The sequence below is a fragment of the Christiangramia qingdaonensis genome (assembly GCF_048381525.1).
In the GTDB taxonomy this organism is placed as follows: domain Bacteria; phylum Bacteroidota; class Bacteroidia; order Flavobacteriales; family Flavobacteriaceae; genus Christiangramia.
Genome location: NZ_JBLWIM010000012.1, coordinates 375,529 through 391,468, shown reverse-complemented (window position 1 = coordinate 391,468; position 15,940 = coordinate 375,529). Strand labels below are relative to the sequence as shown.

Annotated in this window: 15 protein-coding genes; 12 read left to right on the top strand and 3 right to left on the bottom strand. The window is 38.7% G+C overall.

Annotated elements, in window-relative coordinates:
- Positions 1-8: 8 nt before the first annotated feature.
- From mnmG to ACNI3T_RS06660, 3 genes are all read left to right on the top strand, one after another.
- Complete coding sequence (gene mnmG / locus ACNI3T_RS06670) at positions 9-1,880, top strand: tRNA uridine-5-carboxymethylaminomethyl(34) synthesis enzyme MnmG (RefSeq protein ID WP_418227155.1); 1,872 nt, start codon at positions 9-11, stop codon at positions 1,878-1,880.
- Positions 1,881-1,913: 33 nt separating this feature from the next.
- Positions 1,914-2,774 carry a class I SAM-dependent methyltransferase gene (locus ACNI3T_RS06665; protein ID WP_418227154.1) on the top strand — a complete coding sequence of 287 codons (861 nt, stop codon included), beginning with the start codon at positions 1,914-1,916 and terminating at the stop codon, positions 2,772-2,774.
- Between the two features lie 221 nt (positions 2,775-2,995).
- Entirely contained in the window at positions 2,996-3,547 is a 552-nt protein-coding gene (locus ACNI3T_RS06660; RefSeq protein WP_418227153.1) for an OmpH/Skp family outer membrane protein, read from the top strand.
- A gap of 64 nt (positions 3,548-3,611) precedes the next feature.
- On the opposite strand, the gene ACNI3T_RS06655 is transcribed toward ACNI3T_RS06660, so the two are convergent.
- Together ACNI3T_RS06655 and ACNI3T_RS06650 are read right to left on the bottom strand one after the other, a co-directional pair.
- Positions 3,612-4,007: a DoxX family protein gene (locus ACNI3T_RS06655; RefSeq protein WP_418227152.1), complete on the bottom strand. Its 396-nt coding sequence runs from the start codon at positions 4,005-4,007 to the stop codon at positions 3,612-3,614.
- Positions 4,008-4,013: 6 nt separating this feature from the next.
- Positions 4,014-5,165, bottom strand: a complete 1,152-nt coding sequence (locus ACNI3T_RS06650; RefSeq protein ID WP_418227151.1) for a DNA polymerase III subunit — start codon at positions 5,163-5,165, stop codon at positions 4,014-4,016.
- Between the two features lie 68 nt (positions 5,166-5,233).
- On the opposite strand from ACNI3T_RS06650, the gene ACNI3T_RS06645 reads away from it, so the two are divergent.
- From ACNI3T_RS06645 to ACNI3T_RS06635, 3 genes are read left to right on the top strand one after another with little or no spacing between them, the layout of a single operon-like run.
- The gene (locus ACNI3T_RS06645) at positions 5,234-6,418 is read left to right on the top strand and encodes a phosphoglycerate kinase (RefSeq protein ID WP_418227150.1); all 1,185 of its coding nucleotides are present in this window, start codon (positions 5,234-5,236) and stop codon (positions 6,416-6,418) included.
- A 48-nt stretch (positions 6,419-6,466) separates the two neighbouring features.
- A complete protein-coding gene (locus tag ACNI3T_RS06640) occupies positions 6,467-8,047 on the top strand; it encodes a lytic transglycosylase domain-containing protein (RefSeq protein WP_141876433.1) in 1,581 nt (526 codons plus the stop codon).
- Positions 8,048-8,074: 27 nt separating this feature from the next.
- On the top strand, positions 8,075-9,055 hold the full coding sequence (locus tag ACNI3T_RS06635) for a DUF4837 family protein (RefSeq protein WP_418227149.1): 981 nt from the start codon (positions 8,075-8,077) through the stop codon (positions 9,053-9,055).
- Positions 9,056-9,109: 54 nt separating this feature from the next.
- On the opposite strand, the gene ACNI3T_RS06630 is transcribed toward ACNI3T_RS06635, so the two are convergent.
- The gene (locus ACNI3T_RS06630; RefSeq protein WP_026913640.1) at positions 9,110-9,319 is read right to left on the bottom strand and encodes a twin-arginine translocase TatA/TatE family subunit; all 210 of its coding nucleotides are present in this window, start codon (positions 9,317-9,319) and stop codon (positions 9,110-9,112) included.
- Positions 9,320-9,476: 157 nt separating this feature from the next.
- On the opposite strand from ACNI3T_RS06630, the gene ACNI3T_RS06625 reads away from it, so the two are divergent.
- The 6 genes from ACNI3T_RS06625 to ACNI3T_RS06600 are packed head-to-tail and all read left to right on the top strand — an operon-like array spanning position 9,477 to position 15,940.
- Positions 9,477-10,346, top strand: coding sequence for a murein hydrolase activator EnvC family protein (locus ACNI3T_RS06625; protein WP_418227148.1), 870 nt, complete (start codon positions 9,477-9,479; stop codon positions 10,344-10,346).
- Between the two features lie 3 nt (positions 10,347-10,349).
- Positions 10,350-11,843 (top strand): GH3 auxin-responsive promoter family protein, encoded by a 1,494-nt coding sequence (locus ACNI3T_RS06620; RefSeq protein WP_418227147.1) that lies wholly within the window; start codon positions 10,350-10,352, stop codon positions 11,841-11,843.
- Positions 11,844-11,852: 9 nt separating this feature from the next.
- Positions 11,853-13,541: a DUF6909 family protein gene (locus ACNI3T_RS06615; RefSeq protein WP_418227146.1), complete on the top strand. Its 1,689-nt coding sequence runs from the start codon at positions 11,853-11,855 to the stop codon at positions 13,539-13,541.
- A 9-nt stretch (positions 13,542-13,550) separates the two neighbouring features.
- Positions 13,551-14,093, top strand: coding sequence for a dTDP-4-dehydrorhamnose 3,5-epimerase (gene rfbC, locus ACNI3T_RS06610; protein WP_141876438.1), 543 nt, complete (start codon positions 13,551-13,553; stop codon positions 14,091-14,093).
- Entirely contained in the window at positions 14,090-14,941 is an 852-nt protein-coding gene (gene rfbD / locus ACNI3T_RS06605; RefSeq protein WP_418227145.1) for a dTDP-4-dehydrorhamnose reductase, read from the top strand. Before rfbC ends, rfbD begins: the two co-directional genes overlap by 4 nt.
- A gap of 9 nt (positions 14,942-14,950) precedes the next feature.
- Positions 14,951-15,940 carry a UDP-glucuronic acid decarboxylase family protein gene (locus tag ACNI3T_RS06600; protein ID WP_418227144.1) on the top strand — a complete coding sequence of 330 codons (990 nt, stop codon included), beginning with the start codon at positions 14,951-14,953 and terminating at the stop codon, positions 15,938-15,940.

The window sequence follows — 15,940 nt, the reverse complement described above, 5'->3', positions numbered from 1 at the left end:
AAGATTTTATGTTCGAGAAGGAATATGATGTTATAGTAATTGGAGCTGGTCACGCGGGAAGTGAAGCTGCCGCCGCTGCCGCTAATATGGGTAGTAGCACGCTCTTAATTACAATGAACTTACAGAATATCGCTCAAATGAGCTGCAATCCTGCTATGGGTGGCATCGCAAAAGGTCAGATTGTAAGAGAAATAGATGCGATGGGTGGTTATAGTGGTATTGTAAGTGATACTAGTGCTATCCAGTTTAAAATGTTGAATAAATCCAAAGGACCTGCAATGTGGAGTCCGCGCGTACAAAGTGATCGTATGCGCTTTGCTGATGACTGGCGTTTAAAGCTGGAGCAAACCCCAAATCTTGATTTTTATCAGGAAATGGTCGCAGGACTGATCATCGAAAATGATAGGATTGTTGGTGTTCGAACTTCCTTGGGTCTGGAAGTTCGTGCTAAATCTGTTATATGTACCAATGGAACATTTTTAAACGGACTCATCCATATAGGTGATAAGCAATTTGGTGGTGGAAGAGCAGGGGAAAGAGCTGCAACCGGAATCACAAAGGATCTTATTGATGTTGGATTTGAGGCGGGAAGAATGAAGACAGGAACTCCTCCACGTGTGGATGGTAGATCTCTGGATTATTCTAAGATGATCGAACAACCTGGTGATGAAAAACCTTCTAAATTTTCTTATTCAGATGAGACTAGGCCGTTAGAAAAACAACGTAGTTGTTTTATGACTTACACTTCTAATGAAGTGCATGAGATACTAAAGGATGGTTTTGATCGATCTCCCATGTTTAACGGACGTATAAAAAGTCTGGGTCCAAGATACTGTCCTTCCATAGAGGATAAGATCAATAGATTTGCAGATAAGGACAGACATCAGTTATTTGTAGAACCCGAGGGTTGGAATACTGTAGAGGTTTATGTGAACGGATTTTCAACTTCACTTCCGGAGGATGTTCAGTTTAAAGCCTTGCGATCTGTTGCGGGATTTGAGAATGTGAAATTCTTCAGACCAGGTTATGCGATCGAATATGATTATTTTCCACCAACTCAGTTGAAGCATACCCTGGAGACTAAGTTAATTGATGGTTTATATTTTGCCGGGCAGATAAATGGAACAACAGGGTATGAGGAAGCGGCTTGTCAGGGTATGATGGCTGGTATAAATGCTGCTCTAAAAGTTCAGGAAAAAGAAGAATTTATTCTGAAGCGTAACGAGGCATATATTGGTGTTCTTATAGATGATCTCATTACGAAAGGTACCGAAGAACCCTATCGAATGTTTACCTCAAGAGCTGAGTATAGAACTTTATTGAGACAGGATAATGCCGACTTTAGGTTAACCGAGAAATCCTATAATATTGGTTTAGCTTCCGTAGAACGTATGCGAAAAATGGAAGAGAAAAAAGATAAGTCTTTAAAGTTTGTTCAGCACCTTAAGGATCTTAGTGTGGTCCCGGAAGAAGCGAATCCTGTTCTGGAGAATCGAAATTCTTCTCCCATGAAACAAAGTGATAAGGTCTTTAAAGTTTTTTCAAGACCACAAATTACGATGGAAGATGTACGTGGTTTTTCTGGCGTAAATGAATTTATCGTTGAGAATGATCTTAATAATGAAATGATCGAACAAACGGAAATTCAGGTCAAATATTCAGGATATATTGAAAAGGAGAAAAACAATGCTGACAAATTAAATCGTCTAGAGAACGTAAGAATTCCGTCGAATTTTGATTATTCCAGTATAAAAAGTATGTCATACGAGGCGAGGGAAAAACTTAAAAAAGTTCAACCTGCTACAGTTTCTCAAGCTTCTAGAATTAGCGGAGTAAGTCCTAACGATATTTCAGTATTATTGGTATACATGGGTCGATAATTTACTCATGTTCCACGTGGAACAATTAGAATTTTGATAGAATCAAATCAGATAAAATCAGCTAAGGAAACGCAGGAAGTTATACTTACCTGTAAAGATCATCTGGTATCTCAGGAAACCTTTTCTATATTAGAAAGCGAACCTGGAATCTTGCGTACTTCCCCTGTTCCAGAAAATTTACCGGCCTATTACGAGAGTGATAGATATATTTCTCACACAGACTCAAAAGAAAATCTTCAGGATAAGATCTATCAGTATGTAAAGTCTAAAATGCTTTTGAAAAAAGCAAAATGGATTGAGCAGGAAACAGCGGGTTGCAAACTTCTGGATTATGGAGCTGGTACCGGAGATTTTCTGGCATATATGCAAAATAGGAACTGGAATGCATTTGGTGTTGAACCAAATAAAGATGCCAGATCTTTAGCTTCGAGAAAAGGAATCACAATTGAGGACAATCTGAATAAATTGGATGCAAGAACATTTGATGTAATTACCCTCTGGCACGTATTGGAACATATTCCGGATTATGAAGAAATCTTGAAAAGACTTATAGCTAAATTAAATAAGGATGGGCTTCTTATTATCGCAGTTCCAAATCATAGATCCTATGATGCTTATTATTATCAAGATTATTGGGCTGCCTGGGACGTTCCAAGACATCTCTGGCATTTTTCTAGAAGTGGTATTGCTCAGCTTTTAAAAGAGAATGACCTTATAGAGGTTTGTGAAAAACCTTTAATATTCGATTCATTTTATGTAAGTCTGTTAAGCGAGGAGAATCAAAAACAGAAGCCTTCTAAAATAAATGCAATTTGGCGCGGTCTAATCTCCAACCTTAAGGCTAGATCTACCAGAGAGTACTCTTCCATTGCTTATTTCTACAGAAAATCATAAATAAGCTTATTTTAGCCATTTTAAGAGCAGTTGATATATATGTATAATGTTCATACCACAAAATTGCTTAAAGTCTCTTAAAACAGATTTAAATATATTATTTTTGATAGATTAAACTTATAATGAAGTTATTTTAGATTAATCTTATCGATAATAACTCTTCAATCTCCTATTTTACTCTGAGATTAGTTTATTACCTTTGCCAATCAAATTTTTTAACTATGATCAAAAAAGTTTTCGGAATTGCTGCAGTTGCAATTTTAATGGTATCCTGTAATGAGCAAAAAACAGCTTATGTAGATACTAAAGTATTGGTTCAGGAATATAAAGAAATGAAAGAAGTGGAAGCTGAGTTCACTTCAAAATCAGATTCTGTTCGTCAACAACTGGATTCTGTTGCAAAATCTTTTCAGGAAGAAGTTCAGGCTTACCAGTCTGAAATGAATTCCATGTCTGATGCACAAAGACAGGAAAAGGAACGTACGCTTATGCAAAAACAGCAAATGCTACAACAACAACAGCAAATGCAAAGTAACCGTCTTAGAGAGCAAAGTACGGCTGCTATGGATTCTTTAGTTGAAAAGGTTAAGGGATACGTGAAAGACTACGGAAAGGATAATGGTTATACCTACATTTTTGGTTCCAATGAATCTGCAAATATTATGTATGCTGAAGAAGGTCTTGATATTACTCAGGATGTTCTAGCTGAATTGAACGAGCAATACGGTGGATCTGATGTTACTACTGAAGAAAACGAAGAAGTAGAAGACTAAACTCTACGAATAGCTTAAATAAAAAAGGCTCCTAATTAGGAGCCTTTTTTATTTAAAAAGTTTTTTAATTCATCATCCATACACCCAGTATACATACGATAAAGTATCCAGTGAGCGTAAATGCTCCTGCATAATCTTTAGCAACTCTTTGTCCAAATAACAACATAAGCAAGGTAACACAGGCGAGAATGGAGGCTAGTAGTCCCAAATCAGGATCACCGCTGGCTATTAAAGTATAGATACCAGCGATTGCGAGAAGTCCGACAATGACTTCGATCACCAGTATAATTCCAACCATGAGGGGAACCATTCCTGCCAGAAAGGTTTTTGAGAAATGTTCCTTCAACCAACCTGTATTACCATTCCAGTCCATCATTTTATCCACTCCAGATTGTAAGAATGTGATAAGAATGAATAGCAGTATTAGAATCTCAGTAATATAGGTATTCAGATTTTCCATAATTCGTTAATTTTTGTGTAGGTATCGGGTTAGTTTAATTGAAAGATCGGTCAGTATGATTTTAGCATTTCCATTTCTACCAATATGATAAATGGCAGTTTCTATTGCTTCGGAAATTTCTCCAATATTCTTACCATTAATAAAGGTGGCGAATTTATCGAATTTAAAGACTTTTGGTTCAATATCATTGTATACTAAGTCTTTAGCCTTATAATTCTGAAGCATGGCCTGCCTAAAGAAGTCTAGACAATAGCGAAGGAAGCTTTTTTGAGTTTCACGGTTGAGGGATGCAATCTCATCACTCCAGGCTACCAGCTCCAATACTGTAGCTTTGTTTCCTTTAGCCTGAAATGCACTCCGCACCCATTGAATAAACCAGGTCTGAAACTGTTCGTCTCCCGCATCCTTTCTTAGAATGTGTACTGCCTTCGTGTAGTCTCCATTAGCCTGATGCGCAATCTTCTTTGCAATTTTTGGCTCGCAATCCTCTTTGCGTATTAGAAAATCTTCTATATCAGATTCCCCAAGGGGTGGAAAATGTAATCGTTGGCATCTGGATCTAATGGTTTGTATTATTTGTTCTTCAGCTTCAGTAACAAGTAAAAAGATGGTTTTGCTTGGCGGCTCTTCAATTAATTTCAGCAACTTATTAGAAGCTTCATTATTCATTTTTTCAGGCATCCAGATGATCATCACTTTAAAACCACCTTCATAACTTTTTAAGGAAAGTGATTTTACGATCTCATGAGCTTCATCTACCCCAATCTTGCCTTGCTTATTTTCAATTCCAAGACTTTGATACCAATCATACAAACTTCCGTAGGGATTCGTATGAACGAACTCTCGCCACTCCTCGAGAAAATGTGAAGAAACCGGATGTTTTTTGATCTTTTCATTGGTTGCCACCGGAAATGCGAAATGCAGATCTGGATGGGAAAGATTATTGAATTTAAGATTGCAGGAAGCTGAACTTTCTGAATCATTTTCTCCATTGGAATTGCCACATAATATATACTGAGCGTAGGCGATCGCCATGGGTAAAGTACCACTACCAGCCTTTCCGGAAAAAAGTTGAGCATGCGGAATTCTTCTCCGGTCTGCCGTGGTCACAAGGTGATTTTTTATATGCGGAAGGCCTATTATTTCTCTAAAAAGCATAGGCAAATATAAAATTATATAAGCTTTATTATCTTCGGAAAAATTTATATTTGTAACAAAGCAAACCTATGAAAACTATAGACGATTATAACTTTAATGGTAAACAGGCCTTGATTCGAGTAGATTTTAATGTGCCATTGAATGATGAAATGGAGGTAACTGATGCCAATAGAATAGAAGCTGCTAAACCTACAATTATCAAAATTCTTGAAGATGGTGGCAGTGTAGTTCTAATGTCACACCTGGGTCGTCCAAAAGGAAAGGAAAGTAAATACTCGTTACAACACATTCAGGACAAAGTTTCCGAAGTTATTGGCGTGAACGTTAAGTTTGTTGAAGACAGTACTGGTGAGGAAGTTGAAAAGGCTGCGAATGATCTTAAGTCTGGAGAAATTCTTTTACTGGAAAATCTTAGGTTTCATGATGAAGAGACTGCTGGAAATGAAGCTTTCGCTGAAAAGCTTGCGAAACTTGGTGATATTTACGTAAACGATGCGTTTGGAACTGCACACAGAGCTCATGCTTCCACAACTATCGTAGCTAAATACTTCCAGGATAAGTGCTTTGGTTATTTGTTAGCTAAAGAAATCAAAAGTCTTGATAAGGTATTAAATAGTAGTGAGAAGCCGGTAACAGCTGTACTTGGTGGTGCGAAAGTGTCTTCCAAGATCACCGTAATAGAGAATATTCTTGATAAGATCGATCACCTTATCATTGGTGGTGGAATGACTTATACTTTTATTAAAGCTCAGGGTGGGCATATTGGAACTTCACTAGTGGAAGATGATAAACAGGAACTTGCTCTTGAAATCCTTAAAAAAGCTAAGGAAAAAGGCGTGGTAGTTCATTTACCGGTAGACTCAGTGATCGCAGATAGTTTTTCTGAACAGGCGAGCACACAGGTTGAGAGTGTGGATAATATTCCTGATGGTTGGATGGGACTTGACGTAGGTCCAAAAACAGTTAAGAATTTCGCAAATGTGATCAAGGATTCCAAGATCATTCTTTGGAACGGTCCACTGGGTGTTTTTGAAATGGAGACATTTGCTCAGGGAACTATAGAGCTTGGTAAAGCGATCGTAGAAGCTACAGAAAATGGTGCTTTCTCTTTAGTTGGAGGAGGAGATTCAGTTGCCGCGGTGAAACAATTTGGATTTGCAGATAAGGTGAGTTATGTTTCTACCGGTGGTGGAGCGATGCTGGAGATGCTAGAAGGAAAATCACTTCCGGGTATCGAAGCAATTAGGAATTAATCGGGTACGAAATTTGATTAATTCCCGTTTGTAATTCAAAATAATTTTATGCTGAAACGAAGATTTTTTGCAGTGCTGCTATTGGCAGGAATTTCTGGTTTTGCTCAGGAGAAAGATAAGAAGGTTCGTGAGGAAAAAGCGAATTTCAGAGTTCAGATCTTTCAGAAAAGTGATGATACTGAAATCAAACTGACTGAACCAGATCCGGAATTTCAGAATAAACTGCCTATTTCCGCAGTGATCAGAGATTCATCAAAAGTGGCGCTTTCAGATCTTCCTAAAGCAAAGACTATAGATTCTCTCTGGAGGCTGGAGCTTACAAATTCAGATCTTTTTGAGACCATGCAGAAGTCTATAGAAGATCAGGACTACGAAAAAGTGGTCTATGATGAACTTCCTACAGATACTCTTAAGGCAAGGTTAGCCAGGCTGAATGCAAGAACGCCTTTTAACGTTGAGTACAATCCAATACTGGAATCGGTCATAAAATCATATCTGAAAAGGAATAAAAAAGGAATGGAGCGACTTATGGCTCTAAGTACCTACTACTTTCCGCTCTACGAGCAGGAATTGGATAAATATGATGTTCCTTTAGAGATCAAATATCTATCTATTGTAGAGTCGGCTTTAAATCCCAGAGCTAAATCACGAGTTGGTGCTACAGGTTTATGGCAATTTATGTTTCCAACCGGGAAGATGCACGGACTTGATGTAAGTTCTTACGTAGATGAGCGTATGGATCCATCAAGATCTACGGAAGCTGCAGCGCAATATCTTTCAAGTTTATATAAAGTCTTTGGTGACTGGAACCTTGTACTTGCTTCTTACAATTCTGGCCCCGGCAATGTGTCTAAAGCAATACGAAGAAGCGGTGGATCTACAGATTACTGGCACTTGAGAAGATTCCTTCCACGTGAAACAGCAGGTTATGTTCCTGCATTTCTGGCTACCTTATATCTTTTTGAGTATGCCGATGAGCATAAGTTTCAGCCAGCAAATCCAGATGTTGTATTTTTTGAAACTGATACACTACAGGTGAAGCAGTTGATTACTTTCGATCAGATATCCAAAGTAACGGGAGTAGAAAAAGAAATGCTTCAGTTTTTAAATCCAAGCTATAAGCTTGATATCATTCCATTTGTAGAAGACGAAAAATATACGTTAAGATTGCCGAAACCGGCGATTGGGAAATTTGTTTCCAATGAAAACGCGATCTATGATTTTGTAGATACTCAGGCAAAAGAAAAGGAAAAAGAACTACCACAACTGGTGAAAACCGAGGATAAGGTTCGTTACAGAGTAAGAAAAGGCGATTATCTAGGCAAGATCGCAGAAAAATACGGGGTTGGGGTTAGTAGTATTAGGCGCTGGAATAACATGCGTAGTAATAATTTAAGAATAGGACAGTATCTAACCATCTATCCTAGAAAGCCCGTAGCATCCTCTTCAAATACTTCCACAGCCTCTAATTCATCGAACCCAAAGATCTATACGGTTAAGAGTGGAGATAGTCTCTGGAGCATCTCAAAAAAGTTCCCGGGAGTTACGGTACAGAATTTGAGGAGTTGGAATGATATGAATACCAACAGCCTTAAACCTGGAATGAAGATCAAAATTTCCAAAGGTTAAGGTTCTAAAAAAACCTAATCCGAAAAAATGAAACGTAGTTTATTATTATTAGCCAGTATTTTCCTGTTTTTTGCCTGCGAGGAAAGTAAAGATCAAAAGAAAGACACCAGAATCCTATCAGATTCTTCCGGAAACATAAATCAGCTCACAGTAGTGATCGATAATCAAATGTGGGAAGGTGAAGTAGGTGAGGCCATAAGGACTAAATTCGCAGCGCCGGTAGACGGACTGCCACAGGAAGAACCACTTTTCAGCTTAAGCCAGATACCACCAGAAACTTTTACCGGGTTTGTACGTAACAGCAGGATCTTTTTAAAAATCGAAAATGGCAAACAGGGAATGGCCGTGGTAAGTGATGAGTTTTCCCGTCCTCAAAAAGGAATTGTACTACAAGGGGCAAATTCGCAGGATATCATAGATGTGATTGAGAAAAAGTCTGATACTATTATAGACATTCTTAAACAAACCGAACTTACAGAGAAACAACGCCGAATTAGAAAATCACTTTCAGATGATGTAGCACTGAAAGAGAAATTTGGAATAGATCTAAATTTTCCTTCAGCTTACAGATATGCTAAGGATGAAGATAAATTCAGCTGGATTAGAAAAGAGATCCCAAAGGGAAGCATGGAAATTCTTATTTACGAGGTTCCTATGAGTTCTATAGATAATGACTCCAGCGTAGTTGCAAACATCATTAAAATGCGTGATTCTATTGGAGAAGCGATGATCCCAGGTCGTCTGGAAAATTCCTATATGATCACTGAAAAAGCATATGCTCCATACTTGTTCGAATCTACAGTTGATGGCAAATTTGCTTATGAAACAAGAGGTACGTGGGAGGTACAAAATGATTTTATGGCTGGACCCTTTGTGAACTATGCTGTAAAGGATGAAGCGAATAACAGGTATTTGATCCTGGAAGGATTTGTATTCTCACCATCGAGGGCAAAACGGGATAATATCTTCGAGCTCGATGCTATACTGCGATCGGCAAAACTGAACTAAACTAAAAAAAGCCCAACTGAAAAGTTGGGCTTTTATATATTCTAAAATACCGGTTTACTTGTTCTCTTCCGGTACTTTTTTACTATCATCTGTAGTTGCAGGATTCTCGTCATCCTTAGAAGCGTCTTTAAATTCTTTAATTCCGCTACCAAGGCCTCTCATTAATTCCGGGATTTTTCGTCCTCCAAAAAGCAACAATATTACCACTACAATCAGGATAATTTGTGGTGCTCCTATAGCCAAAGGCAAGATAAATGCGTTCATGTGTTATAATTTTGTTCTACAAACTTAACAAGAATAACCTAATATAAACGTTAAGAAGACAATAAATTGATGTATACCTGCTCACTAATAATAACGGTCACGGTCATTCAGGAATTCGAATTATTTTAATTTATCTTTGTAATACTCAATCACGGCTATGGCTGAAAACACAAAACCTAAAAAGAAGTTCGCTAAGAAACTGCTGCATAAGTACCGCATGGTGGTTCTTAACGAAGATACTTTTGAGGAAAGGTTCTCTTTTAGACTAACCAGATTGAACGTTTTCGTAGCTGTTGGTATCTCTGCAATTCTATTGATCGCTATGACTACCTTCCTGATTGCGTTTACACCATTGCGAGAGTATATTCCTGGTTATTCTTCCGCAGCATTGAAAGAAAAGGCTACAAAACTGGCATATACCTCAGATTCTCTGCAGAACAGGATGCGTATGAACGACCAGTATTTGAAGTCTATACAGGATGCGCTACGAGGAGAGTTTGATGTACAGCAACTGGACAGGGATTCTATTCTAAGCCAGCCGATCACTGACCTGGAATATCAGGAAATTAACCGGATCAAGGCAGATAGTCTGTTGCGCGAAGAAGTAGCTCAGGAGGACAAATATAATATCCTGCCAACAGCAACAGATAACATCAACTTTTCACTGTTTCCGCCGGTAAAAGGGACTATTTCTGAAAATTATAATATCGAAAATAAGCATTATGCTATAGATATCGTTACCACCAGGAATTCGCCAATAAAGTCGGTTGCAGATGGTCGTGTGATCTTTGCCGAGTGGACTGCTGAAACCGGGTATGTGATCATCATCGAACACAGTTATGGTTTGCTTTCGGTATACAAACACAATGCTTCACTAAGTAAAAGTCAGGGCGATATAGTGCGATCTGGCGAGGTGATCGCTACTGCTGGTAATACCGGTGAATTTACTACAGGACCGCATTTACATTTTGAACTTTGGAACGAAGGAAACCCTGTGGATCCTTCAGAATATATTGATTTCAATTAATTTATGTCTATAAAATCTTTTGCTGCCGGGATCTTTGCGTCCTATGTTAGAAAAAAAATGAATAAATGGGTTGAGAATCCTCATGATACCCAAGAGAAAGTATTTCAGCAATTATTGAAAAAGGGCGCAAATACAAAATTCGGTAAGGATCACGATTTTCAAAATATCAACAATCATCAGGATTTTTCAAAGCAGGTTCCGGTAAGAGATTATGAAGAGTTAAAGAATTATATGGACCTGATGGTTTCCGGAGAAGAGAATGTATTATGGCCTGGAAAACCTTTGTATTATGCGAAAACTTCAGGGACCACGAGTGGAGCCAAATATATTCCACTAACCAAAGACAGTATGCCCACACATATAGAAGCTGCCAGAAATGCCATTTTATGCTATATCCATGATACCGGGAATAGTAAGTTTGTGGATGGTAAGATGATATTCCTGCAGGGAAGTCCGGAGTTGCAGGAGAAAAACGGAGTGAAATTAGGCAGGTTATCGGGAATCGTGGCGCATTATGTTCCAGGCTATCTTCAAAAGAACAGAATGCCTTCGTGGGAAACTAATTGTATCGACGATTGGGAAACGAAAGTGGATGCGATCGTGGAGGAAACTGTACAGGAGGACATGTCGGTAATAAGCGGGATTCCGTCCTGGGTGCAGATGTATTTTGAAAGATTGATCGATAAGACAGGGAAAAAGGTAGGAGAGATTTTTCCAAATTTTGACCTGTTCATTTATGGCGGAGTTAATTACGAACCATATCGAGCCAAATTCGAAAAATTAATTGGCAGAAGGGTAGATAGTATTGAATTATACCCTGCTTCGGAAGGTTTTTTTGCTTTTCAGGATAAGCAGAATGTTCATGGTATGCTGCTTCAGCTAAACTCAGGGATTTTTTACGAATTTATTGAAGCAGATAAATTCTTTGAAGAAAACCCAGCACGTTTACTTCTGAAGGATGTACAGATTGGGGTGAACTATGTCATGATCATAAGTTCTACCGCTGGTCTATGGGCATATAATATTGGCGATACGATACAGTTCACTTCAGTAAAACCATACAGAGTCATAGTTTCCGGAAGGATCAAGCATTTTATTTCAGCTTTTGGAGAACATGTAATCGCTAAAGAAGTGGAAGAGGCCTTGCAGGAAGCAGTTAAAGATACACAGGCTGCTATTAGCGAGTTTACGGTAGCACCACAAATTAGTCCGGATAATGATGAACTACCGTACCATGAATGGTTTATAGAATTTGAAAAAGAACCCCAGGATATAGATCATTTTGCGGGAGTTATCGATAGAGCAATGCAACAGCAGAATTCATATTATAAGGATCTTATAGATGGAAGCATCCTTCAGAGGCTCAAGATCACTAAATTGCCCCCAAACACATTTCAGCAATACATGAAATCTATTGGAAAGCTTGGAGGACAGAATAAACTGCCAAGATTATCCAACGACAGGAAGATTGCTGATAAATTAAACGAGATTATATAAAACAAAACTATGTCAATATTAAAGTTACAGGGAAGAACAAGAGCTCAGGAAAGTTCAGGAGCAATTGAACGAATGTATATCACTATGAGACACCTTTTTAACCGTGGTTTTTATAAACCTATGGGTGTTTCCGGAGAAACTTTAAGGGAATCCTTACTTACATTACGTCCTGAAATTTACGGATCTATCGCGAATGAAAAAGCAGAACTGGAAGGTTTGCTATACGTTATAGATCGTTTACCACACGGTATCGAAGAATGCAGGTTTATAAACCTAACCAGCGATGAAGGCTATGGGAATTCGCATTTCAAGCCTATTATACCGCCGAAAAGACGTAGAAACTGCTATAGGATCGATGATGAGCAAATGAACATTGAGATCACTCGTGGTCGCTCAGAGATCTATGATATCCTTACGCATCTTACTTTTCTATTTATAGAATCGCATAAGATCATGAAAAGAGTGATTATTGATGAAGACGGGAGCGTGAACCGGGACTGGGAAAAACTGGATTTTGCAGTAACCCAGAAAGATCCGCTTACACAATCACAGCGGGAAATAGCTCTTACCCATACCGCTAGTATCCTGGGAAGAACTTTTTCAGATATCAATAAACTTTATCCTAAATTCAGCACACCAGACAATCCAGACAGATTTCTTAGAGTGATCTGGTCTCTTGGAAAAATGGCGATCAAGGAAGCGGTTCAGAATGAAAAAAGAATTATCACTTTTAGCCCTGTGCTGCGGGAAAGACTGGGACATCACATTCACGGAGAAGTCTGGGCGAATGATATAAAGAGTTTTCTAACCAAAGAAGAACTTATAAAAAGACCAATTCATATCATCTCTGCGAATATGCACAGTGTCATGAACACTTTGTATACTCCGTGCGCTTTCAAAGCAGAATTAAAAAAGAAAAAACCCCTTGATATTTACGAAGAACTAAGTGATAGTGGAAATGGGAACCTTAGAACCAAGATCACCAAGTTTGCTCTGGACAACGGGATGACCTTTCTTGAAGATAAAAGCGGAACCAATATCGATGTGCAGATCTTTGATACTGCGCAACTGGAAGGTGGTTTCCAAACCGATAAATTCGCTGATATAGATCTTTCAGAAAAACCGGTACTAGTGGTCATGGACTACGCCTTTGGTGAGCAGGCTTATGAAACTATGGATGAACTGCTTAAACCTTTTGATAACGACGGAAAAGAGATCAAACTCAATGTGAAGTCGGTTTCTATCATGGGGAAAGCGGGGATTCTTGAAGGTGGCAAGGGTGATATTATGATTCCTGATGCCCATTTATTTGAAGGAACAGCAGATAATTATCCTTTTGAAAACCAGTTAAAGAAATCTGATCTTGAAGGCCAGGGAATTAGCGTGGTAGACGGAGCAATGATCACTGTACTGGGAACATCATTGCAGAATAAGGATATTCTAAGATTCTTCCATGATTCTACATGGAATGTGTGTGGTCTGGAAATGGAAGGTGCACATTACCAAAAAGCGATACAGGCAGCTTCCAGATTACGAGGAAGTATTGATGAAGATGTTCAGGTAAGATATGCTTATTACGCATCAGATAATCCATTGGAAACAGGAAGTACACTTGCTTCTGGAGGACTTGGAACATCTGGAGTGAAACCAACCTATCTTATTACTGAAAAGATCCTGGAACAGATCTTCAATTCCTAAAAACCGTTTATGCAAATTGAAAAAACTCCGCTAAAAGATTGCCTGCTCATCAAACCTACCATGTTTGAAGATCATCGTGGTTTATTTCTGGAGACTTATCATCGCAAGAGGCTGGCAGAATTTAGTGGTATAGATGCTGAATTCGTTCAGGATAATCAATCTATGTCGCATTATGGTGTCTTAAGGGGACTGCATTATCAACAGGGAGAATTCGCGCAAACCAAGATCGTAAGAGTGATCCACGGGAAGGTTTTGGATGTGGTGGTGGATTTACGGCCAGATTCTCCAAGTTTTAAAAAGACTTTTTCTGTAATACTGGACGATGAGAATTTGTTTCAGCTTTATGTTCCGAAAGGTTTTGGACATGGTTTTGTAACGCTTTCCAAACGTTCTGTTTTTGCTTATAAATGTGATCACTATTATACTCCAGGCTCTGAAGCCGGAATTAGATACAATGATCCCGATCTCAATATCGACTGGAATTTTCCTGAAGATCAAATGATCTTATCAGATAAAGACAAAGAGCTTCCATTTCTAAAAGATGTATTTTGAAGAATATACTGGTAACCGGTGCAAATGGTCAGTTAGGTTCATGTTTTAGAAAGCATAGAAAAAAATATTCCGATCTCAACTTCGATTTCAAGAGCTCGCGCGAGTTGGATATTAGCGATTTTGCTGAAGTAGAAAAGTTATTCTCTTCGCGATCTTACGATTTCTGTATTAATGCAGCGGCTTATACCAATGTAGAAAAAGCAGAATCTGAGAAAGAGAAGGCATTCCAGATCAATGCTGAAGCGGCAGTTAAACTTGCAGAAGTTTGTGCTGCAAAGCAGGTTAAAATGATCCATTTCTCAACCGACTATGTTTTCGACGGAAGCAAAACAGAACCTTATCTGGAAACCGATGATGTAAACCCCATCAATGTTTACGGAGCCTCCAAATTAGCGGGAGAGCAACGGATCACTGAAGTTCTTGACGATCATTTGATCTTCAGAACGAGTTGGTTGTATTCAGAATTCGGACATAATTTTTTCTGCACGATCTTAAAAAAAGCTGCTGAAAAAGCAACCTTAAATATAACGACCACTCAGCTTGGTACTCCAACCAATGCCAACGATCTGGCCATATATGTTCTGGATGGTATTCAGAAAGAATCTTCAGCAACGGGCATTTACCATTATAGTAATCTGGGACAGGCGACCTGGTATGATTTTGCTGAAGAAATATTAAATTATTCAGGAAAAATTGATCAGGTTGTTCTAAATAAAACGGGATTTTTTAAGACCTTGGCACGAAGGCCTGAATATAGTGTGCTTTCCAAGGAAAAAGCACTAAAGGAGATCGGTGAGATCAAGGATTGGAGGAAAAGTCTTTGGGACTTGATAGATGAGGTTGTTTAAAAACAGGATATGTCAAAAAGAATACTAATTACAGGAGCAGCAGGATTTTTAGGATCTCATCTATGTGACCGGTTTATCAGGGAAGGTTATTCTGTTATTGGAATGGATAATCTTATTACTGGTGATCTTAAGAATATTGAACATCTCATCAAGGAAAAGAATTTCGAATTTCATCATCATGACATTACCAAGTTCGTTCATGTAGCCGGAGATCTTGATTATATATTGCATTTTGCCTCTCCGGCGAGTCCTATAGATTATTTGAAAATTCCTATACAAACCTTGAAGGTTGGTTCCTTTGGAACCCATCATTGTCTTGGTCTGGCAAAAGAAAAAAATGCCAGGATTCTAATTGCTTCCACTTCTGAAGTTTACGGAGATCCCTTGGTACATCCGCAGAATGAGGATTATTATGGCAATGTGAATACTATAGGACCTCGAGGAGTTTATGATGAAGCAAAACGTTTTCAAGAATCCATTACCATGGCCTATCATAGATTTCATGGTCTGGAAACAAGGATCGCAAGAATATTCAATACGTACGGTCCGCGAATGCGACTAAATGATGGTAGAGTGATTCCGGCCTTTATAGGTCAGGCATTAAGAGGCGAGGACCTTACCGTCTTTGGAGATGGTTCTCAGACACGTTCTTTTTGTTATGTTGATGACCAGGTAGAAGGCATTTGCCGACTTTTACTTAGCGATTATTCCAAGCCCGTAAATATTGGAAATCCCGATGAGATCACCATACTTGATTTTGCCAAAGAGATCATTAAGCTAACCGGAACAGAACAGAAGATCATCTTTCAGGAGTTGCCGCAGGATGATCCATTGCAACGCCAGCCCGATATCACGAGAGCGAAGGAAATTCTGGGGTGGGAACCTCAAGTTTCAAGGAGCGAGGGTATGAAGATCACTTATGACCACTTCCGAAGTATGAGTAAAGAGGAACTGGATAAAAGAGAGCACAAGGATTTTTCAGCACATATTAGACGATAG